This window comes from Levilactobacillus cerevisiae, assembly GCF_003946245.1.
Lineage (GTDB): Bacteria > Bacillota > Bacilli > Lactobacillales > Lactobacillaceae > Levilactobacillus > Levilactobacillus cerevisiae.
Genome location: NZ_RHNN01000017.1, coordinates 36,052 through 62,726, shown reverse-complemented (window position 1 = coordinate 62,726; position 26,675 = coordinate 36,052). Strand labels below are relative to the sequence as shown.

The 26,675-nt window shown below is 51.2% G+C and carries 20 protein-coding genes and 1 riboswitch; of the genes, 18 read left to right on the top strand and 2 right to left on the bottom strand.

Annotated features, from left to right (window positions below; translation table 11 throughout):
• The first annotated feature begins 6 nt into the window (after positions 1-6).
• On the top strand, positions 7-1,137 hold the full coding sequence (gene rpoD, locus EKM99_RS09490; protein ID WP_404819779.1) for an RNA polymerase sigma factor RpoD: 1,131 nt from the start codon (positions 7-9) through the stop codon (positions 1,135-1,137).
• Positions 1,138-1,215: 78 nt separating this feature from the next.
• Here rpoD and EKM99_RS09485 read toward each other — a convergent pair whose 3' ends face one another.
• Complete coding sequence (locus tag EKM99_RS09485; protein WP_125583177.1) at positions 1,216-1,857, bottom strand: HXXEE domain-containing protein; 642 nt, start codon at positions 1,855-1,857, stop codon at positions 1,216-1,218.
• Between the two features lie 122 nt (positions 1,858-1,979).
• Here EKM99_RS09485 and EKM99_RS09480 point away from each other — a divergent pair, with 122 nt between their 5' ends.
• The 10 genes from EKM99_RS09480 (at position 1,980) to pyk (ending at position 20,091) form a co-directional block, all read left to right on the top strand.
• Positions 1,980-2,546: a TetR/AcrR family transcriptional regulator gene (locus tag EKM99_RS09480; RefSeq protein WP_164511573.1), complete on the top strand. Its 567-nt coding sequence runs from the start codon at positions 1,980-1,982 to the stop codon at positions 2,544-2,546.
• A 232-nt stretch (positions 2,547-2,778) separates the two neighbouring features.
• Positions 2,779-3,300 carry an RrF2 family transcriptional regulator gene (locus EKM99_RS09475; RefSeq protein ID WP_125583175.1) on the top strand — a complete coding sequence of 174 codons (522 nt, stop codon included), beginning with the start codon at positions 2,779-2,781 and terminating at the stop codon, positions 3,298-3,300.
• A gap of 49 nt (positions 3,301-3,349) precedes the next feature.
• Positions 3,350-6,631 (top strand): MMPL family transporter, encoded by a 3,282-nt coding sequence (locus tag EKM99_RS09470; protein ID WP_125583174.1) that lies wholly within the window; start codon positions 3,350-3,352, stop codon positions 6,629-6,631.
• 847 nt (positions 6,632-7,478) lie between these two features.
• Complete coding sequence (locus tag EKM99_RS09465) at positions 7,479-8,186, top strand: tRNA (adenine(22)-N(1))-methyltransferase (protein WP_125583173.1); 708 nt, start codon at positions 7,479-7,481, stop codon at positions 8,184-8,186.
• The gene (locus tag EKM99_RS09460; protein ID WP_125583172.1) at positions 8,173-8,979 is read left to right on the top strand and encodes a Nif3-like dinuclear metal center hexameric protein; all 807 of its coding nucleotides are present in this window, start codon (positions 8,173-8,175) and stop codon (positions 8,977-8,979) included. Before EKM99_RS09465 ends, EKM99_RS09460 begins: the two co-directional genes overlap by 14 nt.
• A gap of 56 nt (positions 8,980-9,035) precedes the next feature.
• A complete protein-coding gene (gene pepT / locus EKM99_RS09455; protein WP_125583171.1) occupies positions 9,036-10,277 on the top strand; it encodes a peptidase T in 1,242 nt (413 codons plus the stop codon).
• A 298-nt stretch (positions 10,278-10,575) separates the two neighbouring features.
• Positions 10,576-13,188, top strand: coding sequence for an ATP-dependent chaperone ClpB (clpB, locus tag EKM99_RS09450; RefSeq protein WP_125583169.1), 2,613 nt, complete (start codon positions 10,576-10,578; stop codon positions 13,186-13,188).
• A gap of 146 nt (positions 13,189-13,334) precedes the next feature.
• Complete coding sequence (dnaE, locus tag EKM99_RS09445; RefSeq protein WP_125583167.1) at positions 13,335-16,691, top strand: DNA polymerase III subunit alpha; 3,357 nt, start codon at positions 13,335-13,337, stop codon at positions 16,689-16,691.
• Positions 16,692-16,785: 94 nt separating this feature from the next.
• Entirely contained in the window at positions 16,786-17,511 is a 726-nt protein-coding gene (locus EKM99_RS09440; RefSeq protein WP_125583165.1) for a transaldolase, read from the top strand.
• 822 nt (positions 17,512-18,333) lie between these two features.
• Positions 18,334-20,091, top strand: a complete 1,758-nt coding sequence (gene pyk, locus EKM99_RS09435) for a pyruvate kinase (RefSeq protein ID WP_125583163.1) — start codon at positions 18,334-18,336, stop codon at positions 20,089-20,091.
• A gap of 199 nt (positions 20,092-20,290) precedes the next feature.
• Here pyk and EKM99_RS09430 read toward each other — a convergent pair whose 3' ends face one another.
• Complete coding sequence (locus EKM99_RS09430) at positions 20,291-20,788, bottom strand: TMEM175 family protein (protein ID WP_225419829.1); 498 nt, start codon at positions 20,786-20,788, stop codon at positions 20,291-20,293.
• A gap of 275 nt (positions 20,789-21,063) precedes the next feature.
• On the opposite strand from EKM99_RS09430, the gene EKM99_RS09425 reads away from it, so the two are divergent.
• From EKM99_RS09425 to EKM99_RS09395, 7 genes are all read left to right on the top strand, one after another.
• Positions 21,064-21,963 carry a CvfB family protein gene (locus tag EKM99_RS09425; protein WP_125583161.1) on the top strand — a complete coding sequence of 300 codons (900 nt, stop codon included), beginning with the start codon at positions 21,064-21,066 and terminating at the stop codon, positions 21,961-21,963.
• 280 nt (positions 21,964-22,243) lie between these two features.
• On the top strand, positions 22,244-23,125 hold the full coding sequence (gene xerD, locus EKM99_RS09420; RefSeq protein ID WP_125583195.1) for a site-specific tyrosine recombinase XerD: 882 nt from the start codon (positions 22,244-22,246) through the stop codon (positions 23,123-23,125).
• Positions 23,126-23,163: 38 nt separating this feature from the next.
• A complete protein-coding gene (locus EKM99_RS09415) occupies positions 23,164-23,559 on the top strand; it encodes an N-acetyltransferase (protein ID WP_125583159.1) in 396 nt (131 codons plus the stop codon).
• Positions 23,513-24,301: a segregation and condensation protein A gene (locus tag EKM99_RS09410; protein ID WP_125583157.1), complete on the top strand. Its 789-nt coding sequence runs from the start codon at positions 23,513-23,515 to the stop codon at positions 24,299-24,301. Before EKM99_RS09415 ends, EKM99_RS09410 begins: the two co-directional genes overlap by 47 nt.
• On the top strand, positions 24,279-24,881 hold the full coding sequence (scpB, locus tag EKM99_RS09405) for an SMC-Scp complex subunit ScpB (protein ID WP_125583194.1): 603 nt from the start codon (positions 24,279-24,281) through the stop codon (positions 24,879-24,881). Before EKM99_RS09410 ends, scpB begins: the two co-directional genes overlap by 23 nt.
• A 2-nt stretch (positions 24,882-24,883) precedes the next feature.
• Positions 24,884-25,606, top strand: coding sequence for a pseudouridine synthase (locus tag EKM99_RS09400; protein WP_125583155.1), 723 nt, complete (start codon positions 24,884-24,886; stop codon positions 25,604-25,606).
• Between the two features lie 57 nt (positions 25,607-25,663).
• Positions 25,664-25,782: riboswitch (FMN riboswitch) on the top strand.
• Positions 25,783-25,895: 113 nt separating this feature from the next.
• The gene (locus tag EKM99_RS09395; protein ID WP_125583153.1) at positions 25,896-26,489 is read left to right on the top strand and encodes an ECF transporter S component; all 594 of its coding nucleotides are present in this window, start codon (positions 25,896-25,898) and stop codon (positions 26,487-26,489) included.
• Positions 26,490-26,675 lie beyond the last annotated feature (186 nt).

Here is a 26,675-nt window from a genome sequence, read left to right as displayed (position 1 = left end):
GGGGGTATTTTAATGGCAAAAAAGACCACGGATCAACCAATGTTTGACCAGAAAGCATACAACAAGACGGTGCGTGCCTTAATTAAGGACAACAAAAAGGCCGGTCACATCACATATGATGATTTGACCGACAATGTGGCGACGCCATACACGTTGGATGCCAAGCAAATGGATAAGTTACTCGAAACGATTTCCGATGCCGGAATCAGCGTGGTTGATGCTAAGGGTGAGCCAGATGCACGGGCCGTTAAAGCCCAAAAGGCCGTTTCCAAGAAAGAATTAAAGGAAGCCTCCACGACCACTGGGGTTAAGATCAACGACCCTGTTCGGATGTATTTAAAAGAAATCGGCCGGGTCAACCTGTTAACGGCGGACGAAGAAGTCGCCTTAGCCTTACGGATTGAAAACGGTGATGAAACCGCAAAACAAGAGTTAGCAGAGGCCAACTTACGGTTAGTTGTTTCCATTGCAAAGCGTTACGTGGGTCGGGGGATGCAATTCCTGGACCTGATTCAAGAAGGGAACATGGGCTTGATGAAGGCCGTCGAGAAATTCGACTACCGGAAAGGGTTTAAGTTCTCCACGTACGCAACGTGGTGGATTCGGCAAGCCATTACACGGGCGATTGCTGACCAAGCACGGACGATTCGGATTCCTGTGCACATGGTTGAAACCATTAACAAGTTAATTCGGATTCAACGGCAATTACTCCAAGACTTAGGGCGGGAACCAACGCCAGAAGAAATTGGGGCCGAAATGGACATGCCAACGGAAAAGGTTCGTGAAATCTTGAAGATTGCGCAAGAACCCGTTTCCTTGGAAACGCCTATTGGTGAAGAAGATGACTCTCACTTAGGTGACTTCATTGAAGACCAAGATGCCACGAGTCCCGCTGACCACGCCGCATACGAATTACTGAAGGAACAGTTGGAAAGTGTCCTGGACACCCTGACTGATCGGGAAGAAAACGTCTTGCGCTTACGGTTTGGTTTGGATGACGGCCGGACGCGGACTTTGGAAGAAGTCGGCAAGGTCTTCGGTGTGACCCGTGAACGGATTCGTCAAATCGAAGCCAAGGCGCTGCGGAAGTTACGCCACCCTTCACGGAGTAAGCAATTGAAAGACTTTTTGGAATAGTTTAAACGATAGGACCCGCAAGATTGTAGACGTTGTTGTCTGTAATCTTGCGGGTCCTTTTTTTCGATTAAATTTGGCCTATTTGGGATTTTTAATGTTAGTGTAGCCGTGCATTTGTTGCGGCGTGAAGGGATACTTGGACTGACGATTGCGTAGAATACGAACGGGTCCTAACCAGAGGATGAAGACAGAAGCGAGTGCACCGATAAAGCCGATGATCAAATCAGGAGTCGTTGCTAAATGGTGACTGATGACATACCAAATATAATAGATTCCCAGCGGCCAGTGTAAGAGCAGGACTGAGGCTTCCCCAGGATTGTAGAGTCGTTTGAGCTTGAGGTTGTTCCAGAAACCGTGATTGACAATCTGAACCATGCCTTGACCAATTTGAATTAGGCCGTACCAGATAGCTCCGGGGAAAATGATGGCGAGAATGTAGAAGGGATAGGTCATGAAGACGTTATTGATCATAACTTGATTGGCATTTAGGGGGTAGCGGTCAGGAACAGTATGTTCGCCCAGAACGGCTTCGTTGAAAATACTGGGGAAGCCACCGGGAATCCCGTACTCCTCAAATTGATGAACCAACATTGCCATGTAGCTGTAGGTGAGAATGACTTGAATATGGCTGAGGTGATTGCCCCAGAAGCCGACAAAGTAGGCCAGTCCGACAAAGATGATTCCCCCGATAAAGTACCAATTTTGACGATAGAATTTCATGTGAAACAGCTCCTTAAAAGTTAGTTCAACCAACACGTGTTGTATACTTAGAGCCTAACAGCAGGTGTGAACAGCATCAACCAACAATCATGCCACGTGTGTTGGAAAGTGAGGAAATCAGAATGAAAAAGAATCCTGAGTTAACGGCGGCCACGCGACAGACATTGATCGATGCGTTTTGCCAGTTATGCCCGGCTAAACCGGTATCAAAAATTACGGTGCGGGAATTAACTACTAGAGCAGGTTATAATCGGAGTACCTTCTATCAATATTTTCCCGATGTCTACGCACTCCTAGAAGCGATTGAAGACCGCGTCATCGCAGAAATTATGGCGAATTTAACGGCCAATCTGCAGAAGGAAACACTCGCCGAGAATTTTATTGGTGCCTTTGTCGTACTGCATGAACGTATGGCGACTTATTATGATGTGGTGCTGGCCAGTGGCAACAATGCCGCGTTTACGGATCGGTTGAAACGCGCCATTGCGAATAAATTGATGGCGCTGTACGAGTTGCCCACCGATGATCAACAGGTTGCTTACGTGACGGATTTTTATCTGTCGGGGGTCATCGCTATCTTGTATCGTTGGATTGGCAACAAGCGCGATTTGCCGGTGACGGAATTGGCAACTTTAATTCGGCAGTTAATCGTTGCGGGGGTAGGGTCGCAATTATCCATGAGGCCGTAGTCTAAAAGGGCCCGGGTTATCAGCAACTAGGTAGCTTTGATGAATCAGTCAGAAGCAGTCCGTCCAACGTTTACCGACCGTAGCAATAATGAAATCGTTTACATAGAATAATAATTGGGACAGGGGCAATTTATTGAGTCAAAAGCCTTGAAATTTTGTCTAAAGGGGATATAATGTATCTCGTTTAAGTCTTAAGGATTCACAAAGTTTTGTGTCCAAAAGGAGGTGCCTTGTGAAAGCCAAACCTAGTTTGGAACAGGCGCTCTGCATCGTCGCGTTACTGGGAATTCAAGATCGAACAATCCCCCTACATAGTCGATTAGTAGCAGAGCGGCTGGGAATTTCCACCAGCTATTTGAAGAAAATTGTTCAGAAACTATCCGGCGCAGAGATCGTGAAGACCACTGCTGGCCGTGATGGTGGCATTGTGTTAACTCGCGACCCGCACGAAATTACGCTCCTCGATGTGTTCGATGCCATTGAGGGCGCGAGTCCGTTCGTCAAGAACACGGGACTGGTAAAAAAGGTTTTCAGCTTTGATCAGAAGGAAGCCTTCATGGCGACGTATGCGTTGAAAGATCTCAAGGATACGCAGCCGGTTGCCAATGTTTTAGCTGTGTTTGGTCATGCGGAAGAACTTTTCCGCCAACAGTTGGCGACGTTAAACATTCGCGACATCCTACCAACGACAGAGAACCAACCTCTGGAGTTGGATTGGACCAAGTGGCTAACGGCGCAGCGCCCAACAGAATAGAAGTTTGTGTCATTGATGACTTATTTTTAAATTTTTAGGAGGTTTTCCCGTGCGCTGGATGAATAAGCATTACATCTGGAACGTCATCGGCTGGCTTGTGATTGTAATTTTAGCCGTCGTGACGATTCCCAACATGAGTACCTTGGTCGCTGAAAAGGGCCAGATTACGGTGCCGAGCAGTTATCAAAGTACGCGCGCAACAACTATGCAAAAGCAGTGGGGCCGCTCCCAACGCGGAACTACTGCGGTCGTTGTCGTTTTCAACAATGGTGATTCTGCACTAACGAGTTCGCAGAATACGCAGATTGACAAGACGATTCAACGGATCAAGAATCATGAAAGCACGTATCAAATTCGGTCGATGACCGCTGCCAGCGACAGTTCCACGGCAGCGTCACAACTGATTTCCAAGGACAAGAGCACCCAGCTGTTACAGCTGAACGTGCACAAGAGTACCAGTCATTCCATCACCTCGATTCGGTCTGAAATCACCAAGGAAGCCAAGACTAGCGGCGTGAAGACGTACGTGACCGGGGCGGATGTCTTGAACCAAGACTTCTCCGATGCCACGCAGGCGGGGGTCCAAAAGACTGAAATCATTGCCGCCATCTTTATTTTCTTGGTGCTCTGGTTAGTCTTCCGTTCGCCGGTGACCCCGTTATTCTCACTCCTAACGGTGGGGGTATCGGTCATCACCTCGATTTCCGTGGTTGCCAATTTAGTTAATCGCTTCAACTTCCCCTTCTCAAACTTTACGCAGGTCTTCATCGTTATTGTGTTATTTGGGATTGGGACCGACTACAACATCCTGCTGTATAACGAATTCCGAGAGCGAATAGCCGCCGGCAAGGATAAATACACCGCCACCAAAGAAGCCACGCGGATTGGTGGCCGTACGGTGCTTTACTCCGGCTTGTCCGTTCTCATTGGGATGAGTGTGCTGGGCTTCGCTAATTTCTCACTCTACAAATCCGCTGTGGGGATTGCCGTTGGGGTCGTGGTCTTACTGGCCGTGCTCCTGACCTTGAACCCATTTTTCATGGCGATCTGTGGTGGCAACATGTTCTGGCCCGTCAAGAAATTACAGGGTGAGGGCGACAGTCGCCTGTGGCACGGGATGGCGAAACACGCCATGATTCGGCCCATCATTACCTTGATCGTCACCGGGATCGTCTTTATTCCATTAGCGCTCTCGTCTCACGGGACGTTGGACTACGATAACCTGGTTGAAATTGGGGACAGTGTTCCTGCCAAGCAAGGGTTTAAGATCGTGCAAACCCACTTCTCCAAAGGAACCGCTGAACCCACCACGATTTACATTCAGAGTAATCATAAGCTTGATAATGAAAAATCTCTATTGCTGGTCGATCGCTTGACGAAACAACTGCAAGCCTCAACTGGTGTTAAGACCGTGGCCTCCGTCACCCAACCTGGTGGGAAGACCATTAAGAAACTGTACGTCAGGAATCAAATGAGTTCCGTGACTAGCGGTCTGGTAAAGGCCCAAAAGGGTGTTGACAAGGTGAATAAAGGCCTGAAGTCCGCCAACAGTTCACTGAGCAAACAAAATGTTTCAGGTGCGGTGAAGGATGCCAATAAACTGGCAACCGGTGCCCAACAAGTCAGCACCGGGACGTCACAGTTACAATCCGCCATTTCTCAAGTCTCCACCGGCGTCAATTCACTGAACAGCCAAGTTTCCTCTGCTTCTGGGGGCAAACAGGCTGCGCAGTTGGCCGAGTTAGAGACGGCGTTACCACAATTAAACGCCGCGATTCAACAGCTGAACAGTCAGGTTTCTGCTAGTTCAACTAGCACCAGTGGCGTGACAAGTTCCCTGAGCACCATTGGCACGAAGACGCAAGACATTGCCACGCAACTCCAGAGTATCAAGAGTGCCGTGGGTAATTTGCCAAGTGTCAGTGCCAGCTCCGTCGCTGCGGCATTTACCGCCCAAGGTGTACCGCTGTCTGCCGCCCAAAAGAAAGTTTTAGCGGGCGTCTTACAACAACAGGCTGCTGCCCAAACCCAGTTGAAGTCAACCTTGAGTAGTTCGCTGACCCAAATCGGGAGTGACGCCTCATCGATTGGCACGGCTGATCAGAGTGTTGCTAGTCAACTCCAGTCCCTACAAGGTTCAACGGCAACGCTGCAAAGTGCCGTGGCAACGTTGGCGCAGAAGTCGAACGTGGTCTTACCAGGCGCTGCAACGGCCCTGCAATCGGCTAGTTCGCAGAGCACGCAATTGGCGAGCGCTACCAGCCAACTGTCCAGTGCGATGTTTACCATCAACGGTAAGATGCCTAGTCTGGTCTCGGGTGCGAGTCAAGTCGCTGCCGGGAACCAAACCATGGCTGAAAAACTGGCTGCGATGAGTAAACAATTGACGGCTTTACGGAAGGGCTTAGGCTCTGCCACAACCGGTTTGACGCAAGTTTCTTCCGGGGTCGGCACGGCCAACAGTTACCTCAAGGGCCTGCAAAAATCTGCCGCTGCCGAAACGTTCTACATCCCCAAGAAGTCGATTCAGGGGAGTTCGTTCAAGCAGTCGATGGACACCTACATGTCGCCTAACCGCAAGCTGACCAAGTTAACCGTTGTCTTGAAAGACGACCCGAGTTCCGCTGCGGCCATGGCCCGTTTGCCTAAACTGGAAAAAATCGTCAGTGGGTCGCTCAAGGGAACGAGCTTGAGCGGTGCCAAGGTTGCCTTTGGTGGCAACACGTCACAGACGAACGATATTAACGAAATGGCTTCGAGTGACTTTACCCGGACCGTGATTATCATGTTAGCGGGAATCTTTATTGCCTTGATGGTGGTGACCCGTTCATTGGTTCAACCAATCGTCATCGAAGGGATTCTACTGGTTGCCTACTCCGGTGCCTTAACCGTTGTGCACTGGTTAGTAGGGCCGGTCCTTGGTACCGACATGTTAACGTGGAACACACCGTTCTTCACGTTTGTCATGCTGATTTCCTTAGGGGTCGATTACTCGATCTTCCTGATGCGGAAGTACAGAGAGTACCTGCATGAACCGGGCGCAACAAGCGACAAGATGTTACGGGCCGCTACGGTGATTGGGACGGTCGTCATCTCCGCTGGGATTATCCTGAGCGGGACGTTTGCCGCCTTGATTCCATCCGGGGTCATGACGCTGATTCAAATCGCACTGGCCGTCATCATTGGGATTATCCTGCTGGTCGTCCTCTTGCCAATCGTGATGCCTGCCGTCATGAAGATCACTTACCCGTACCCATACTCGAAAATGAGTGAAGCACCGGTCAATGATGAAGACGATGCGCAGCCAACACGGCGTAATCAAAAGAAATAAGCGCCACTAACCTGAATCGTTTGGGTGAACGCGTCTAAAGAGAAGTCGGTTAACTGTCCCTGAACTTGGGAGGCGGTTAACCGGCTTTTTGTGTGCCAATCGGATGGAATATTGTCGTGATCTGTCGGCTTACCGTTCGCCAAATTTAAGTCGGAACACTGTGGGCAAAAGTGTGGCAGCTGGCGAGCATTAACGGTGATAACTGAATAATCCTGAACCTGGATTGTTTGATTATCATTGGTAAGCGGAGTCGGTTGCCATTTGACACATGTTGCGGTAATGCCAATTTAGAGGATCAAATTCCACGGCTGAGCCTAAATTTGGCTCACATACGCCTACATAGACTGTGGTCAATTGTTGGACAAACGATTACAGTCTAGTGATGTTTGTATCAACGTCATGCTGAAAAACTACCCTAACCGGAGGAGGACGGAGATGGAGGCAGCTGTGTAGACGACGTTGGCTGAGCGGTTTTCTCAGGTTACATCGTGGGACGCGTTTGGAGACTGTCGGTTTTGGACAGGCTTCAAACCGAGCCGGAGGACCGTTTCTCAGGCCGCAGGCGGTCCCCACAGCAGGCGGAATCTCTGGCAGCCGCAGGTGACAATTTATAACTAGTTTTGTGGGTTGAATCTTTGTTGGCTGGGTCTATCCGGGCTTTCAGCCTTTAGGACTTTCGAACAATTTCTCTTCTGACTAGGCACTAAAGCGAGCACAACCCAAGAATTCCCGCTATCCAATTAGAGCCCGGTAGCTTATACTTAAGGGTGAATTGCCGTGTGGCCGGGGACTGGCTTGTGACCTGAGTTGTCCCATGACTACACGTGACAGAAAGGAAGATTTATCCATGGATGCAGACCACCTATCACAACGACTGGCGACGGTTGCCAGCTACGTCCCTCAGGGTGCGCGCCTCGCCGACATCGGGACCGACCACGCTTACTTACCCGTCAACTTGGCCAAGCGGGGCATCATTACCAGCGGGGTTGCCGGCGAAGTGGTGCCGGGACCCTTTAAAAATGCCGCACACGAAATCAAAAAAGAAAATTTGGATGAACGGATTATTGCGCGCTTAGCCAACGGCCTGCAGGCGATTGAGCCGACTGATAAGATTGATACGGTCGCCATTGCCGGTATGGGTGGCAGCTTGATCACCCAAATCTTGACGCAGGACTTTGACCGGTTGACGGGGGTGCAACGCTTGATTCTCCAACCCAACGTCGGTGAGGCTAACGTGCGCCAATTTCTGATGACCCACGGGTTTCAATTGGTGACCGAAGAGATTGTCAGCGAGGATGGCCACGATTACGAAATCCTGGTGGCTGACCGGCAAGCGAACCCGACGCAGTACGGTCAGGAGGACTTACACTTTGGGCCTTACCTGCTGGCGGCGCACAGTGCGATTTTCATTGCCAAATGGCAACGGGAACTGGCCCGGACCGAAGCTGTGTTACAACAAGTGGCCACGGCCAACGAGGTGCCGGTCGCCAAGGTGGCTGAGCTGCAGGCAAAGATTAGCGAAATCAAGGAGGTCTTGCAACGTGTTGGTGCGTGAGTTAGTTGACAGATTTGAACAGTTTGCTCCCAAGACGTGGGCGGAACCGGGCGATCCGGTCGGCCTACAACTGGGCAATTTAGATGCGCCCGTACACAAGGTGTTGGTGACGCTAGACGTGCGGCCCGAAGTCGTCGATGAGGCCATTCGCCAGGACGCCGACTTTATTTTTGCCCACCATCCCATGATGTTTCATCCGGCCAAAAATTTAGACTTAACGGTGCCCCAAAATCAGATGTACGCGACCCTGTTGAAGCACGATATCACGGTCTATGGCGCGCATACCAACTTGGACAGCGCTCCCGGTGGCATGAACGACTGGCTGGCAGCGGCGCTAGGCTTGCAAAATACCGTGGGGTTGGTTCCCAGCAACGGGACGACCGCCACACCGGACATTATGATGGGACGAATCGGTGATTTGGCCGAGCCAACGACGGTCGTTGAATTTGCCCAATACTGTAAGGAAGTCTTTCACGTGGGTGGGTTACGGGTCGTCAGCAAGACCCCGGATGCGCCGGTGAAACGGGTGGCCGTACTGGGTGGCTCCGGTGGGCAGTTCTACCAAGCCGCATTGGCTAAGGGTGCCGATGCTTACGTGACCGGGGACATTTCCTACCATCCCGGGCACGACATGATTGCGGCCGGTCTCAACGTGATCGATCCCGGTCACCACATCGAAAGTATTTGTAAGCCGCACCTGACCCAACTTTTCCAGGAGTGGGCACAGGAAAACGCGTGGCCAATCACGGTCCAGGCGTCTGCATTAAATACCGACCCATTTACTTTTCTTTAGGCAAGAAAACGCGTACACTAAATTTGTAAGTTAACTTAATTGAGGAGTGATTTATTTTGGCAAAGTATGAAAATTTGATTCCCCGGTTTCTGAAGTACGTGAAGATCAACACCCGGTCCACACCAAATTCGACAACGATTCCATCCAACGAACGGTTGACGAAATTCGCTGAAGGGCTGGTTGATGACCTGAAGGCGATTGGCTTAAGCAACGTGCGGATCAACGCGCAATCCAGTTATGTCTTTGCGACCCTGCCAGCCAACACGGATAAGCAGGTCGAAAAGCTCGGGTTCATTTCCCACTTTGACACGGCCGATTTCAACAGTGAAAACATTGCCCCTAAGTTCGTTGAAAACTACGATGGCAAGTCCGTCATCAAGTTGGACGACGCAGGCAAGTTCACGTTGGATCCAGCCGTCTTCCCTAATTTGAAAAACTACCAGGGTGACACCTTGATCACCACTGATGGCAGTACCTTGTTGGGGGCCGATGACAAGTCCGGGGTCGCCGAAATCATGGCGTCAGCCGAATACCTGTTGGCTCATCCAGAAATCAAGCACGGCGAAATCGAAATTGGCCTGGGGCCCGACGAAGAAATTGGGACGGGGGCCGATCATTTCGACGTGAAAGACTTTGGCGCCGACATTGCCTACACCGTTGATGGTGGGCCATTAGGTCAACTGGAATACGAAACCTTTAACGCCGCTGACGCTCAGGTGGAAATCACCGGGACCAACGTGCACCCTGCCGAAGCCAAGGACGTTATGGTCAACGCGTCACAAGTTGCCATGGACTTCCACGCAGCCTTGCCAGAACACGACCGGCCAGAACATACTGAAGGGCGTGAAGGCTTCTTCCACCTGTACAGCATGACGGGGACAGTTGATTCCGCGCACTTGAGCTACATCATCCGGGACCACGACCGTCAAATTTTTGAAGACCGGAAGAAGTTGTTCCAAGGAGTCGCTGACCAATTGAACAAGGACTATGGTTCAGAACGGGTGGCAGTTACCATCAAGGACCAGTACTACAACATGCGTGAAGTCATCGAGAAGGACATGACGGTGGTCGACTTGGCCAAGGAAGCCTTAGAAAACTTGGATATTAAGCCACTGATCTTCCCTGTTCGTGGGGGGACTGACGGGTCCAAGATTTCCTTCATGGGCTTGCCAACGCCAAACCTGTTTGCCGGTGGTGAAAACATGCACGGCCGCTTCGAATACGTTTCCGAACAGACCATGGAAAAGGCCACGGACGTGATTATTGAAATCGCTCAGTTGGCTGAAAAGAAAGCGTAAATTAATTGGTCAAAATAGGTCAAATTATTTTGATTTTGACTTAAAATCAGTTAGAATATGAGTGAAAAATGGAGGTTGACCTTAGGGTTGCCTCTTTTTTCGACCCCCCAGTTCGCTGACAAATTGTCTGTCGTCAGAAACGATGAGCTGGGGATGGCGCAGGTAGGAAATGATTTGTTAACCAATAAAATTTTTGTGAAAAAGTAACTGGGGTGACGGGCAGCGAGCCTGTCCATGGGGGATGACCCCCATCCCCAGAACCAGAGTTAGTGAGAATAGCATACGAGGAGGAATTGTGATGAATCCAGAAAAAATGACGCAAGCGTTAACTGACGCCTTAACCGAGGCTCAAAAGATTGCCATGACCCGCAAGCACCAACAGGTCACCGTGGCCCATCTGTTTAAATTTTTAATTCAGCCGGGTGAGTTTGGCCGGGAAGTCTTGTCCGCGGCCGGGGTGGATATTGCCGCCATGGACAGTGAACTCGACCGGGAATTGGACGGTATTAGTACCGTTTCCGGGAGCGGCGTCCAGTATGGCCAGGAGTTTTCCCGGAATTTAACCGATCTCTTACAACGGGCCGACAGCATTAAGGACGGCTACCATGACGACTTCATGGCGGTCGATACCGTGGTCATCGCGCTGATGCAGCTGGGTGGCGAAAACCTGACCGATTATCTCAAGAGCCAAGGCATCACGGAACAAATGGTGAAAAACGCCGTGGACAAGATGCGTAGTGGTGAACGGGTCACGTCGAAGAATCAAGAAGACCAGTACAAGGCACTTGAAAAATACGGGACCGACCTGGTCAAGGCCATGCGCAGTGGCAAGATTGACCCCATTATCGGTCGGGATGAGGAAATCCTATCCGTCATTCGAATCCTGTCGCGCAAGACTAAGAACAATCCCGTGTTGATTGGTGAGGCTGGGGTTGGTAAGACGGCGATTGTCGAGGGATTGGCCCAGCGAATTGTTCGCGGGGATGTCCCTGATAATTTGAAGGATAAAACGATTTTCTCCCTGGACATGGGGGCCTTGATTGCCGGGGCCAAGTACCGGGGCGAATTTGAGGAACGCTTGAAGGCGGTCCTGAAAGAGGTCACCAAGAGTGAGGGCCAAATCATCATGTTCATTGATGAGATCCACAACATCGTGGGTGCCGGCAAGGCCGAGGGCAGTATGGATGCCGGTAACCTGTTGAAGCCGATGCTGGCCCGGGGTGAGCTCCACTTGATTGGGGCCACCACGTTAGATGAATATCGCCAATATTTGGAACAGGATAAGGCGTTAGCGCGGCGGTTCCAACGGGTGGTAGTGAACGAACCCAGCGTCGAGGACACCGTCACCATTCTACGGGGAATTCGCGAACGGTTTGAAATTCACCACGGCGTTAAGATTCACGACAACGCGCTGATTGCGGCGGCGAAGTTATCCGACCGCTACCTGACGGACCGCTTCTTACCCGACAAGGCGATTGATCTCGTCGACGAAGCCTCCGCGTCCATTCGGGTGGAAATGAATTCGGCACCCACAGAACTGGACCAAGCCCGGCGGCAAATGATGCGGATGCAGGTCGAACAGACCGCGCTGAAGCAAGAAACCGACGAGGCCTCCCAACAACGACTGACCGAGTTGACCAAGGAATTGGCCGACACCAAGGAAAAGGTCGATCAGCTGAGTGCCCAGTGGAACCAGGAAAAGACGGCTATCAAGGCGGTTGGAGAGAAGAAGACGGCGCTGGACCAAGCCAAACGAGCCTTAGCCAATGCTGAATCCAGCTATGACCTGAACAAGGCCGCCGAACTCCAGCACGGGACGATTCCGCGTTTGGAAAAGGAATTGGCCGCGCAGGAGAAACAGGATCAAGCGCAGAACTGGTTGGTTTCCGAATCCGTCACCGAAAATGAAATTGCGGCGGTCGTGAGTCGGATGACCGGGATCCCCGTCACCAAGCTGGTTCAGGGCGAACGGGAAAAACTACTGCAGCTGGCGGACCACTTACACGACCGGGTCGTGGGTCAGGACCAAGCCGTGTCTGCCGTAGCCGATGCGGTTTTGCGGTCCCGCGCCGGGTTACAAGACCCCACCAAGCCATTAGGCTCCTTCCTCTTCCTGGGACCGACCGGGGTCGGGAAGACTGAGTTGGCCAAGGCGTTAGCGGAAAACCTTTTTGACAGCGAAGACCACATGGTGCGGATCGACATGTCCGAGTACATGGAAAAGGAATCGGTATCCCGACTGGTCGGGGCCGCACCCGGGTACGTGGGCTACGAAGAAGGCGGCCAATTGACCGAAGCCGTTCGGCGTAACCCGTACACCATCGTGCTCTTTGATGAAGTGGAAAAGGCCCATCCGGACGTATTCAATTTGCTCCTACAGGTCTTGGATGACGGACGTTTGACCGACAGTCAGGGCCGGACCGTTGACTTCAAGAACACCATTTTGATCATGACCTCTAACTTGGGGTCGGACCTGTTGCTACAGGGAACCGATGAACAGGGTCACATCAGTGAAACGGCACAAAAGCAGGTGGCGCAATTACTCCAAACCCATTTCCGCCCAGAGTTCTTGAACCGAATCGACGAGACCATCATGTTCACGCCACTGTCCTTAGCTGACGTGCAACAGATTGTTGTGAAATTGATTGCGCACTTGGCGACGCGACTGCACGAACAACAACTGGACCTGACGATTACGCCGGCGGCTCAGGCTTGGATCGCCCAGAAGGGTTACCTGCCAGCCTATGGGGCCCGGCCACTGCAACGCTTCATTACGACGCACGTGGAAACGCCACTGGCACGCAAGCTGATTGCGGGGGAGATTCCGACGAACAGCTTGATTACGATCGACGTGGTAGCTGATCAGTTGACGTTTGCCCACGAAATTCAGACTGAAACGATTGGTAAATAAGGATTAACGTGGCCTTGGCGGGTGACTGCCAGGGCTTTTTAGGTGGCAGTTAGCCGGATTGCGAACGTTTGTTCGTCGAACGCGATTTACCCCATTTTTTCTGGTATAATAACACCAACGAGATTAAACAGAAGGGGGCACCGGGGATGTTTGTGCCATTACAGGTCTTAAGCACCTATAGCTTATTACAGAGTACCAACCGAATCGACGACCTGGTCCAAACGGCAAAGGACCGCGGCTATACCGCGCTGGCGCTCACGGACAAGAACGTGATGTACGGGGAGGTTGCCTTTTATAATGCGTGTCAAAAGGCGGGCATCAAACCACTCTTGGGACTGACCCTCAGCGTACAAGGACTCAGTGATGCGCCCCAGGCCCACGACTGGGTCTTCATTGCCAAAGACTTTACGGGTTACCAACAGCTGATGCAGCTGTCAACGGCCTATCAAGTCGCGGCTGGACCCATTGCATTGACGGATCAGGCGGCCAATCTCAGTCATTTAGTGATGATTGCACCGTTAGACAGCGAGATTCATCAACTTCTGGGGACGGGGGAGGTCACGGCTGCCGAACGGGTTGTCCGCCAAGCACAAGGCCTGGGAGCAGACCTGTCCTTGGGTATCGCCCCCGAGACGCCGACTGCCGTACGCGACGCGGTGACGCAATTAGCGGAGCAGACCCAGGCACCACTGGTTGCGCTATCGCCCATCGAATACCTGGACCGTGACGACCATTTTGCGGTGACGGTTCTACGGGCAATCGACGCCGGGGCAACGCTATCGGATCCGGTAGCTGAGCAACAGACGTTGGGCAGCCACTGGCTACGCCCCTTAGCCGAGGAAACGGCACGCTTTGAAGCGGCAGGCTTAAACACAGCAGTCGAAGCGACAGCCACTTTAGCCGCCGCAACGCGGGTGACCTTAAAGTTCCAGCAACCGCAATTGCCCCAATTTCCGACCCCCAATCAGCAGCCCTCCCAAGATTACCTGCGTGAGCTCTGCCAGCAGGGCCTCCAGCGGCGATTGACGACCGATGCCATTACCGATAGTCACCCGTACGAAGAACGCTTAGAACGCGAATTAGGGGTCATTCACCGGATGGGGTTTGACGATTACTTTTTGATTGTCTGGGACGTCATGAACTACGCCCACCAGGCCCACATTCAAACGGGACCAGGGCGGGGTTCTGCGGCGGGGTCGTTAGTCGCTTACGTCTTGGCCATCACCGAGGTGGATCCTTTGGCGTACGACCTCTTGTTTGAACGGTTCTTGAACGAAGAGCGTGCGCAGATGCCAGATATTGACTTGGATATCCCGGATAACCGGCGAGAACAGGTCTTGCAGTACGTGCATGACAAATACGGCCATTCCCGGGTCGCTCAAATCATTACGTTTGGGACGCTGGCCACCAAGGCGGCGTTGCGGGACGTTGGTCGGGTCTTGGGGATGCCCCCGTACACGCTGAGTGAGTGGAGTGCGGCGATTCCGCCCCAGTTACACATCACGTTGAAGGAAGCCTACGACCAGTCCCAACGGCTTCGTAACTTAGTCGCCGACAGCGATAAGAACCAGCTCTTATTTGAAACGGCACAAAAGTTGGAAGGTTTACCGCGGCATTACTCGACCCATGCGGCCGGCATCGTGCTGAGTCAGGGACCACTGACAGAATTGGTTCCGCTACAACCCGGAAGCGAAGATCTCTTGATGACCCAGTACCCTAAGGATACCGTTGAAGCGGTCGGGTTGTTAAAGATGGATTTTCTGGGATTGCGAAACCTCAGTATTTTGGCGAACACGTTGGCGCTGGTGAAGAAGCAAACGGGCCAGACGCTTGACGTGAACCAACTGGATTTAAACGACCCGGCGACACTGGCACTGTTTGCGCAGGGGGAAACCAACGGGGTCTTTCAGTTTGAATCGGCGGGGATCAAACGGGTCCTCCGCCAATTGAAGCCGGACAGTTTTGAACTGGTTGCGGCGGTCAACGCACTGTACCGGCCGGGTCCCATGGAAAACATTGAGACCTTTATTAAACGGAAGGACGGTCAGGAGCCAGTCACCTTTGCGGCACCCGCGCTCAAACCCATTCTGGGACCGACCTATGGCGTCTTGGTTTATCAGGAACAAGTTATGCAGGTGGCCTCAGTCATGGGGGGCTTCACGCTGGGTGAGGCCGATTTGCTACGGCGGGCCATGAGTAAGAAGAAAAAGCAGACCATGGACGCCATGCAAAAGAAGTTCGTGAGTGGTGCGCAGCAATTGGGGTACGCCCCAGAGGTCGCTCAACAGGTCTTCGCCTACATGGACCGATTCGCTAACTACGGGTTCAACCGCTCACATGCGGTGGCCTATAGCAAGCTGGCCTTTCAGTTGGCCTACTTAAAGGCCCATTACCCGGCACCCTTTTACGCGGCGCTCATGAATTCCGTCATCAACGTGCCCGTCAAGACCAAGGCCTATTTAACCGAGGCCAAGCGACACGGGGTCGCGGTCTTGCCCCCAGACATTAATGACTCGACAGCCTACTTTAATTTGCAAGGCACTGCGGTTATCTTCGGTTTAAGCAGTATCAAAGGGGTGCGGCGAGACTTCTTACGGGAAGTCTTGGCAGATCGACACGAGAACGGCCCCTTCAAGGATCTACGGCAATTTCTGCAGCGAATTGATGGCAAGTATCGCAAGCCTGACCTGCTGAATGCGTTGGTCTACGCGGGGGCGTTTGACCACTTCGGCCATAATCGTGCGGAACTCATCGCGGCGTTGCCCGAATTCATCAGCACAGTTGAGCTTTCTGGGGACAACGTGGAGCTCTTTGCGGCGTTGGCACCAAAGATTAAGCCGTTGCCAGACCTGGATCTGATGACCAAGCTTACCAACGAGGAGGCCGTCCTGGGAGCCTATTTGTCGGGCCATCCGGTGGCCCAATACCACGACCTGGCGCAGCAGTTACACGCGACGACGGTGAGTGAACTCACGGAAAATTCACGGGTCAGTGTCATCCTATACGTGACCAAAATTCGGACGATTCGGACCAAACGGGGAGAACCCATGGCCTTCGTTACCGGTAGCGACGAAACGGCCGACGTTAGTGTCACCATCTTTCCGAACCAATTTCGGCAGGTCAGCACCTGGCTGAAAACGGATCAGGTGATTGTGGTGCGCGGCAAGGTCGAGCAGCAACGCGGTCTGCAAATCGTGGGGGATCAAGTGACTCTTGCCCGGGATATCCCAGTACGCGCAACGAAGCCGCGAGCAACAACCCTGCCAGCCGGTGCACGCTGGTTCATTCGGGTGGACGCACAACACGATGACCGGCAGATTGCGACGCAGCTAGCTCAGTTATTGACGGCGAACGCGGGGGATGTCCCGGTTATCGTGTATCAACCGCAGACGGATACCAAACGAGTCCTGCCCAAAACGCAATGGTTACGGGGGGATGCCAACTTACAGGTGACCCTGGAACAGCTGATGGGTACCGGCAATGTCATTTTGCAAAATGGATAGACCAATTCTTTTAAAAATACTTCTAGACTATTTGTGGCGGCTTTAGTATGATTATACCAATGCTTAATGAATAGAAAACTGGAGGTATTTTTTAATGACTTTAAACGTAAAAATCTACGCTGATGGTGCTAAATTAGCGGATATGCAGGCGGTTGCCGCTCAAGGACTAGTCACGGGGTTCACCACGAACCCAAGTTTGATGAAGGCGGCCGGGATTACCGACTACTTGGCCTTTGCCCGCAAGGCAGTGGCTACTTTCCCCGACCAATCGATTAGTTTTGAGGTCTTTGGTAACACGCCTGACCGGATGCTGGCCGAAGCCAAGGTCTTAGCCGGTCTGGGCGAACACGTGGCGGTTAAGGTGCCCGTAATCCGGGCCAACGGTGAGGATAACGCGGCCGTTATTACCGAATTGTCTAACGCCGGCGTTCAAGTAAATGTGACAGCGATCACAACCTTGACGCAGGTGAAGCTGGCGGTTGATGCCTTGAATCCAGCAGTCGGCGGCATTGTTTCCGTCTTTGCCGGGCGGGTTGCGGACACTGGCGTTGATCCTTTGCCACTGATGCGCCAAGCGGCAGGGCTTTGCCACGCCAAGGAAAACGTCGAACTGTTGTGGGCCAGCACGCGGGAAGTCTTTAATGTGATTCAGGCCGAACAGACGGGCTGCGACATCATCACGGTGCCACCCAAGATTTTGGCCAAGTTAGGTAATTTCGGCACGCCCGTCTTACAGGTGTCGCTGGACACGGTCAAGACGTTTGACAAAGACATCGCCAGCCTCGGTTTCACCATCCCAGTCCCAGAATTTACCGAATAAGTCTTGGCAACAGGGCGGTTGGCTGCCGGCTTACCGTTCGCCAAATTTAGGCCGGAACGCTGTGGGCAGGACGCGGGTAGCCTGAGAAGCGGTCTACCTGCTCGCTTTGAACCGCCCAACCCGCGTTTCAAAGTCGCCATTTCCCAAGGAAATCCACTTGGGAAATCCCACGGCTGAGCCTAAATTTGGCTCACTCACGCCTACGTGGACCAAGTCAACGACTGAGCGTTAAATACAGTGACGACTACTGGTTTGGTTGTCTGGGGTAACGTGTTTGAATCTTGATAGCCTTTGCTGTCTGGTCTCAGACCGAGATGGAGAACCTCTTCACGGACGTCAGCATCATTGGTAACTACGGATGCCAATTGCTAATTAATTTAGTAGCGACAAGTATTGTTAGTCGCATTGCTCCAAGTGATTCTGGGGTGCGAATCTTTGGGTATAACCTAAAACTTAAGGAATCCTTACGTTCTATTGGTTTGGGGAGCAACTAATCCGAGTCATAATTGTTGTGGTGTTCACAATGGCAATTAGGGCCAGCCGTTGACCGGCTTAGCATAAATAGACATTTATTCACATCATAACCTGTTGATTATATAATCAGCAGGTTTTAATCTTCCTCGGTGCCCGAGGGCTAGGGAAAGCGCTTACTTTGAGAAAATCTAAACAATCGCCAAAAAATCGGTAAACAAAGGCGACATTAATTTTCAAAAGTGATAGAATAATTTTGGAATCAAATTTGTGCCAGAACTTTTGTGATGCTTATTTTGACTAAAGTAAACCGAATAATTCTGTGCCAATTCTAAAGGAGAGATTTTTCTAATGAAGAAAACCAAGATCGTAAGTACCCTTGGTCCTGCAAGTACTGACGTTGATACGATTGTTAAGTTGATCGAATCCGGCGCCAACATCTTCCGGTTCAACTTCTCACATGGTGACCACGAGGAACACCTCGGTCGCTTGGAGAACGTTCACAAGGCTGAAAAGATTACTGGTAAGACGGTTGGTATCATGTTGGATACGAAGGGTGCCGAAATCCGGACCACTGTTGAACAGGGCGGTAAGCTCAACTTCAAGACTGGCGACGTCTTCCGGATTTCTATGGACGACTCACTCGAAGGAACCAAGGAAAAGATTGCCGTTACTTACCCTGGCTTATACGATGATGTCCACGAAGGCGGCCACGTCTTATTCGATGATGGTTTATTAGATACTGTTGTTGATAAGAAGGACGATGCAACTAAGGAATTAGTTGTGACTGTTCAAAACGATGGTGTTCTGGGCTCTCGTAAGGGTGTTAACGCACCTGGTGTTTCCATCAACTTACCTGGGATCACTGAACGTGACTCCGATGACATTCGTTTCGGTTTGGATCACGAAATCAACTTCATCGCTGCTTCATTCGTTCGGAAGCCACAAGATGTCATGGACATCCGTGAACTCCTCGAAGAAAAGCACATGGAACATGTTCAAATCTTCCCTAAGATCGAATCCCAAGAAGGTATCAACAACTTTGATGACATCATCAAGGTTTCCGATGGTTTAATGGTTGCTCGTGGTGACATGGGTGTCGAAATTCCAACGGAAAACGTACCTTTGGTTCAAAAAGCTTTGATCAAGAAGTGTAACTTCTTAGGCAAGCCAGTTATCACGGCTACCCAAATGTTAGACTCCATGCAAGAAAACCCACGTCCTACACGTGCCGAAGCTTCTGACGTTGCTAACGCTGTCTTTGACGGTACTGACGCAACCATGCTTTCTGGTGAAAGTGCTAACGGTGAATACCCTGTTGAAGCCGTTGCAACTATGAACCGGATCGACATCAAGGCTGAAAATGCTTTGAAGGACTTTGGTCGTGACAACTTGGACTTCGATAACGGTGACGTTACTGAATCTATCGGTGCTTCCGTTGCTCGCGTTGCTAACCAACTTGGTGTTAAGACCATCGTTGCTGCAACTGAAAGTGGCTACACCGCTAAGATGATTTCTAAGTACCGGCCAGATGCTGATATCTTAGCAATTACCTTTGACGACCGGACCCGTCGTGGTTTGATGGTCAACTGGGGTGTTTACCCAATCGTTACCGAAAAGCCTTCAAACACTGATGAAATGTTTGACCTGGCTGCAGCCAAGGCCGTTGAAACGGGCTTAGCTAAGGAAGGCGACTTAATCCTCATCACCGCTGGTGTACCAGTTGGCGAACGTGGGACGACTAACTTGATGAAGATCCAATTGATCGGTTCAAAGTTAGTGCAAGGCCAAGGCGTCGGTGACGACACTGTTATCGGTAAGGCAATCATTGCTAACACCGCTGCAGAAGCCAACGCTAAAGTTGTTGAAGGTGGTATCTTGATTGCCAAGAACACCGACAAAGACTACTTGCCAGCTATCGAAAAGTCTAGCGCCGTGATCGTTGAAAACGGTGGGTTGACTTCTCATGCTGCAGTTGTTGGGATTTCTATGGGGATTCCTGTTATCGTTGGCGCTACTGGTGCCAGTGACAAGATCTCCGATGGCGAATTGATCACCGTTGACTCACGTCGCGGGATCGTTTACCACGGTGCTTCCAACGCGCTTTAATTTGAGATAAACCTGTTATTAAAACGGACCCTCTGTCGGGGGTCCGTTTTTTATTGGTTCTTTTTGTGAGAGTGGGGCTCGTCGGGACAACGCGAGACGCCGGCAGAAATGGTGACCATTATTCGAGAAATCCTGACGTTACAGGTACCTGGATGAGCACGAAAAAAGCCCGAGACAATCAGTCCCGAGCGTAGGTGAACTATTGTACGTGAGCTTTCGTGTGTGGTAAGAACCAGACGATGATGTTAACGGCCAGGCCGAAGAATGGAAATGGGGGGTAGAAGTAAGTGATCAGTAGCGTGGCTAGGTTGACGGCAAACGACACGTATTCTGTCGTGACCAGGTTGGCCATGTTGGTAATGTGATTCACCTTGATCACTTGGCGGCGTAAAATGGCTGTGACTAAGTTGAAACAGATCACGTTGACGACGTAGAGCATCGACGACAGCTGGCCGATGTTGATCCAAATGATTTGGTTGTTGATGACGGTCACCCGGCTGAACAGAAAGTGGTGATTGACCCACATGGTGGCGATAAAAATAAAGGTGAGTAGGTAGGCAAAGAATTGGGGCGCCATGGCCGTTAACGCTTGCCAAGAATGATTATCGTCGGGCAGATGAATCTCTAAGACGAGGATCGTGAGAATAATGGCAATAACAGCGTCGGTAAAGGCTTCAAAACGTTCTTTCTTCATCATGGTTGGGGACTCCTCGTAAGCATTTAAATGTGTGACAAGTATACCATTTCCTGTCTGGACGCGTTTCCAGGTGTACCGCTCAGATTCAGTGTGTCAGTTTCCGAAATGCCAATTCTCAAAGGCCAGCCCCATCCTGCAACGGCCTTTGACTGATTTACTACCGTGCGAACCTGATTTTGTGAGATTAAAGCTCGCTAGTTGGCCGGTTTCCGTGTAAAATAAAGGTTAGACACTTTTGAACGGTAGACTGGGTAACCAGTAGAATTGAGGAGATTATGGAAGAACTATTAGGCCGCATCATCGCGGGAAAAGTTACCGATGAAAATGAAAAAGATTACTACGTCCAAGCTTCTGGGACGACTTTCCGCTTGGACAAGGCAGAAATTAAGAAACCCTTGAAATTAGGCTCGGTTTTTAAAGGATTTGCCTACGAAAATGAAGGCCACGACATGCAGATTACCCGGGACGCCCCCGCGGCACAGGTTGATCATTACGGCTTGGGAACGGTTGTCCGGAGTCAGCGGACCTTAGGCGTTTTCGTCAATATTGGGTTACCCAATAAAGATATCGTGGTCTCCCTGGATGACCTTCCTGACATCATGGAACTCTGGCCACAACAGGGCGATCAATTGATGATTGCCTTGCGTGAAGATGCCAAACAACGGTTGTGGGGAGTCCTGGCCGATGGCGATATTTACCAGGCCATCGCCCAACCCGCTAAAAAGCACATGCAAAATGCCAACGTGGTGGCCCGCTCTTACCAATTGAAATTGGTTGGGACCCGGGTGATCACGGACCATTTTGAACTGGGCTTTATTCACCCGTCCGAACGGGAGACGGAACCCCGCCTGGGTGAGGAATTACACGCCCGAGTGATTGGCGTTCGCGAAGACGGTACCTTGAATCTTTCACTGCGTCCCCGGACTTACGAGGCCATTGATGACGATTCCGCCATGCTCTTAGCAGCGCTCCAACACTCCGAAGGCGGCAAGCTGGACTTCAGCGACAAGTCTGATCCGGCAGATATCAAGGCTTACTTTGGGATTAGCAAGGGTCAATTTAAACGGGCAATCGGTCACTTATTAAAAGACCGGCAGATTACGCAACACGATGGTGCACTCTGGTTGAATCAAAGTCCAGCCACCACGAGTGACGACGACCAGCCTGCTGAATAGTTGCGAGTGGGACAAAGAGAGTGGGACGAAAGGCGGTTAGCTGGTGAGCATTAAGGCTGATAGCCGGATAATCCCGGGTTTGGATTATTTGGCTATCAGTTTTAAGCGGAGCCAGCTGCCTTTTGTCGCACGTTTCAACAATATAGTGTTGAAACGTGAGTTTTGGGTTTTGTCCCAGACTGTTTGTTGCCCGTTTCAGCCATATAGGGTTGGAGATGCAGACCGCTTTGCTTCAAAATTACTGAATCTATCGGGAGGTGGGCACTTGACGACGCTAGAGATGCAGACGGCTGACTTTGCCCATTACCTAACCGTTGAGCAGGGTTTGGCGGCAAATTCCGTCAGCAGTTATACGCAGGAGCTGCATAATTTCAGTGGGTATTTAACCACGAAGCAGGTGACCGACTTTAAACAGGTCGACCGGCTGCAAATCATGGCGTACCTCAGTGAACAGACGTCAGCCGGTAAGTCGCGGAATTCCGTGATTCATGCGGTGTCAGCCTTACGGAAGTTTTACCGTTACCTGGTGCAAACCCATCAGCTGACTGAGAATCCGATGGCCAACGTTGCGGCACCCAAGCACGCGCAACATCTACCAGCAGTGCTCACGGTTGCCGAGGTTGACCGGTTACTTGCGGCTCCCGATGTCAGTAACAAGTACGGCATGCGGGATCGCGCCATTCTGGAGACCATGTACGCCACGGGATTGCGGGTTAGCGAGCTCGTTCATTTAAAATTGGCGGATCTCCACCTTGAGATGGGGCTGATCCAGACCTTGGGTAAGGGTGACAAGGAACGGATTATTCCGATTGGCGACGTCGCTGCCGACTGGATCAACCGGTACTTGCAGGAAAGTCGTCCGGTATTGCTGAAGCAGCGGACGAGTCCTTACCTGTTTCTAAATGCACATGGTGGCGGCCTATCACGGCAGGCAATTTGGCAAAAGATTAAGCACTATGTGGCGTTGGTAGATATCCAAAAGGACGTGACGCCCCACACGCTGCGGCATTCATTTGCCACACACATTTTAGAAAACGGCGCAGATCTGCGGGTTGTGCAGGAGTTGTTGGGACACGCAGATATCACGACGACGCAAATTTATACGCATATTTCAAAGAAACGCCTACTCAACGTTTACGACCAGTATCATCCGCGGGCGTAGTGTGGTAGAGTAGGAGGACGATTGAACGGAGGCGGACCATGTTACTTAAATATCGTAGTGATTATCAAAAGATTGCGATGGGCCTGCTCAGTCTATCACCTAACTTCAAGGACTGGGATCGGCTCCAACGCGAGCTGGCCTGGTATCAGGGTGGCGATGACCGCACCCTGTATTTGTGGAAGGACGAGAACGACGACTTTGCCGGTGCACTGGGAACCGAGGATCAGGGGAACTTCCTGGTTGTGCGGTTGATCACTCTGATGCCGGATAAGCAAATGACGGAGAATACCTGGCAAATGTTAGACCAACTCGCAACGGCGGTCTCTGATAAACGGTTAATGGGGACCTTGACGACTGCTAAGATTATTGCAAAATGGGAGTATCACCATGGACAAAGCCACGACGAACGGCCAGCCACTGATTCAGGTCAGTGATTTTGAGGGCCCATTAGATTTACTGTTACATTTAATTAAAACCAATGAAATGGATATTTATGATATTCGGATTACCACCATCACCAGTCAATACCTGACCTACCTGCATCAGATGCAGACGTTGCGGTTGGATATTGCTGGGGAGTATTTTGTCATGGCGGCTAATTTGATGGCAATTAAGGCGAAATTGTTATTGCCCAAGCCACAGACAGTGGAACCGCTGGATGAAGACGATACCGGTGATCCGCGGGAAGATTTGGTCAATCAGTTGCTGGAGTATCAACGTTATAAGCAAGCAGCTCAAGAGTTGAAGCAACGAGCAGTTGACCGGCAGCAGCACTTTACCCGACCAGCCATGGCGGTGCCGGATTCGGTGGCCATGACCGTTGAACCGGGGATTCAGACCAGTGACTTGCAAAAAGCACTCAGCCGCTTAATTCATCGCGCAATGGTGGCTAAACCGGTCACTCAGAGCATCCGGCAGGAACACTTTACGATCAAAGCACAGATGGCGTCTGTTTTGGGGCGCTTACAGCGGGCAAAAGGGCCAGTAGATTTCGACTATCTATTAGCCAAGCAACCGGTGATGGAAGAAATTGTGACCACCTTTTTGGCCGTGCTGGAATTAGCGCGCCAACGGCAGGTTCGTTTACAACAGGTGGGGCGTCTGGCACCGTTACAAGTTAATTTTTTGAGAATGGAAGGAAGGTATGGCACCGATGTCACCCCTAGCACAGATTGAAAGCTTATTGTTCGTCAGCGGTGACGAAGGCATTACCGTGGCCGACCTGGCCGCAGCAACGGGACTCATGCGCCCGGCAATCCTTGCCAGTTTAGAAAAATTAGCGCAAAAGTATGTGGCAGATGACGATTCCGCCCTGGAATTGATGGTGAATGATACCACCTATCGCTTGGTGACCAAGGAAGCCGCAGCGGACGTTGTTAAGCAGTATTTTGAAAACCCCTTGAGCACGAGCCTGTCACCAGCGTCCTTAGAGGTGTTGGCCATTATCGCGTATCGCCAACCAATTACGCGAATTGAGGTTGATGAAATTCGGGGCGTCCAGAGCGCTTCAACGGTCCAAAAGCTAGTGCTGAGACGGCTGATTGAAGATGCCGGCCGGTTGGACGAACCGGGACGGCCGAAACTCTATCGGACCAGTGACTACTTCTTGGACTACTTCGGCCTGGAACAGCTGACCGATTTGCCACCGTTACCAGAGGCAGCCACCCCTAGCGCGACCACTGCAGATGAAGATGGTGGTGACTTGTTTTTACAGGCCTTTAACCAACAGCTCAACCAATCAGGAGATGAAAGCTAACTATGGAACGTTTACAAAAAGTTTTGGCGCACGATGGTGTCGCTTCCCGGCGTCAGTCGGAAAAGCTAATCATGAGTGGCCGGGTACGCGTCAATGGCACCGTGGTCACAGAATTAGGAACCAAGGTCGGCGTTCACGATAAGATCGTCGTTGACGGTGTGCCCGTTACGACTGAAGCCCCCGTGTATATTATGTTGTACAAACCACGGCGGATTATTTCAACCGCAAACGACGAGAAGGGCCGCAAGACAGTAGTCGATCTGGTTGAAGGGATTCCCCAACGGATTTACCCCGTGGGTCGGCTGGATTACGACACGGCTGGCTTACTCTTGTTAACCAATGATGGTGAGCTTGCCAATCGCTTGACCCATCCTAAGTATGAAGTTGAAAAAACGTATATTGCCAAGGTCAACGGCATTCCTAGTAACGAGGCCATGAAGGCCCTGCGTCAGGGCATGACGGTCGACGGTGAAACCTACGCGCCGGCCAAAGGAAAAATTGTGAGCGTGGATGACAAAAAGAAGACGGCTATCGTTTCCTTAGCCATTCATGAAGGCAAGAATCACCAGGTCAAGAAGATGCTGGATGCGGTGGGCCTCCCCGTTGAAAAATTAAAACGTGAGCAATACGGTTTCTTGACGTTGAAGGGCTTAAATGCCGGTGAATCACGGCATTTGAAACCAGAAGAAGTGAAAGAACTGCGGCGATTAACCGGCTTAATCTAATCAAGTGGTTGACAGCTTTAGAAAATCTTAGTATATTAAAGCTGTAATAAAATTTAGGTTCATCTTCAGGGCAGGGTGGAATTCCCGACCGGCGGTAATAGTCCGCGACCCGCGCAAGCGGTGAATTCGGTGTAACTCCGAGACCGACAGTATAGTCTGGTATGCAGAAGATGAGACATTGCTTTTTGCGCAAACTCTTTTACGTAAATCCCAAGGTCTTGCCCTTCTGTGGCGGGACCTTTTTGTTTTGGGTTTCGTCACGAGATGGCCGCAAGGAGGAACAGGTATCATGGAAAATAGTCACAGTAAGTTGAATGTTCGGTCGATGGTTGAGATGGCACTATTCGCCGGTGTTGCCTACGTCTTAATGTTCGTGTCGGTGCCGATTATTCCAATCGTGCCGTACATGAAGCTCGACTTGAGCGATTTGGTGGTCTTGCTTGGGATGAGTTTATTTGGTCCAGCGGGCGCAGTGATGATTGCGGCCGTTAAGGAATTGCTCTACTTTGTGTCGACCGGGCTGGATATTGTCAACTTCATTGGGGTGTTAACGGCGTTTATCGCTGACCTGGCCTACATTTTGCCAATCAGCTATGTCCTGAAACACAAGCAGGGCGATGCACAGCCGGGGTTGAAGCGGCAGATAGCGGCCGTCACGACCGGGACCTTAACCTTAACGGTGGTGCTGTCACTGGCCAATTGGTGGGTGATCACGCCGCTCTACCTCAAGGTTTGGGGCATGTCGTTAGGACTTCCCGTGAACAAGTTAATTTTACTGGGAGTTATTCCGTTTAATCTGCTGAAGGGGATTATTTTGGGAATTTTATTTATTCTCCTCAGCCGACGAATGGCACCGTGGCTGGCGAAGCACACGCTGTCATAACGGGAATCATAGCAAATTTGTTTTAAGCAAGGACTGGCCGCGTGCTGGTCCTTTTTCTATGGTAAACTGGTAGCAGACTTTTTTGCGTAGCAGACTTTTTTACGAAGCAGATTTTTTGCGTAGCAGACTTTTTAGAACGGACGTTAAAAATTTATGAATGGTTTCAAAGTAGAGAGGAGGAGATCA

Excerpts from the sequence above, each read along its gene's own strand:
- EKM99_RS09430 (WP_225419829.1), bottom strand. The coding sequence starts at position 20,788 with ATGATGAAGAAAGAACGTTTTGAAGCCTTTACCGACGCTGTTATTGCC.
- EKM99_RS09395 (WP_125583153.1), top strand. The coding sequence starts at position 25,896 with ATGGAAAATAGTCACAGTAAGTTGAATGTTCGGTCGATGGTTGAGATG.
- EKM99_RS09480 (WP_164511573.1), top strand. The coding sequence starts at position 1,980 with ATGAAAAAGAATCCTGAGTTAACGGCGGCCACGCGACAGACATTGATC.
- EKM99_RS09400 (WP_125583155.1), top strand. The coding sequence starts at position 24,884 with ATGGAACGTTTACAAAAAGTTTTGGCGCACGATGGTGTCGCTTCCCGG.
- EKM99_RS09410 (WP_125583157.1), top strand. The coding sequence starts at position 23,513 with ATGGACAAAGCCACGACGAACGGCCAGCCACTGATTCAGGTCAGTGAT.
- EKM99_RS09415 (WP_125583159.1), top strand. The coding sequence starts at position 23,164 with ATGTTACTTAAATATCGTAGTGATTATCAAAAGATTGCGATGGGCCTG.
- dnaE (WP_125583167.1), top strand. The coding sequence starts at position 13,335 with ATGTTTGTGCCATTACAGGTCTTAAGCACCTATAGCTTATTACAGAGT.
- EKM99_RS09465 (WP_125583173.1), top strand. The coding sequence starts at position 7,479 with ATGGATGCAGACCACCTATCACAACGACTGGCGACGGTTGCCAGCTAC.
- EKM99_RS09485 (WP_125583177.1), bottom strand. The coding sequence starts at position 1,857 with ATGAAATTCTATCGTCAAAATTGGTACTTTATCGGGGGAATCATCTTT.
- xerD (WP_125583195.1), top strand. The coding sequence starts at position 22,244 with ATGCAGACGGCTGACTTTGCCCATTACCTAACCGTTGAGCAGGGTTTG.
- EKM99_RS09425 (WP_125583161.1), top strand. The coding sequence starts at position 21,064 with ATGGAAGAACTATTAGGCCGCATCATCGCGGGAAAAGTTACCGATGAA.
- clpB (WP_125583169.1), top strand. The coding sequence starts at position 10,576 with ATGAATCCAGAAAAAATGACGCAAGCGTTAACTGACGCCTTAACCGAG.
- EKM99_RS09440 (WP_125583165.1), top strand. The coding sequence starts at position 16,786 with ATGACTTTAAACGTAAAAATCTACGCTGATGGTGCTAAATTAGCGGAT.
- scpB (WP_125583194.1), top strand. The coding sequence starts at position 24,279 with ATGTCACCCCTAGCACAGATTGAAAGCTTATTGTTCGTCAGCGGTGAC.
- pyk (WP_125583163.1), top strand. The coding sequence starts at position 18,334 with ATGAAGAAAACCAAGATCGTAAGTACCCTTGGTCCTGCAAGTACTGAC.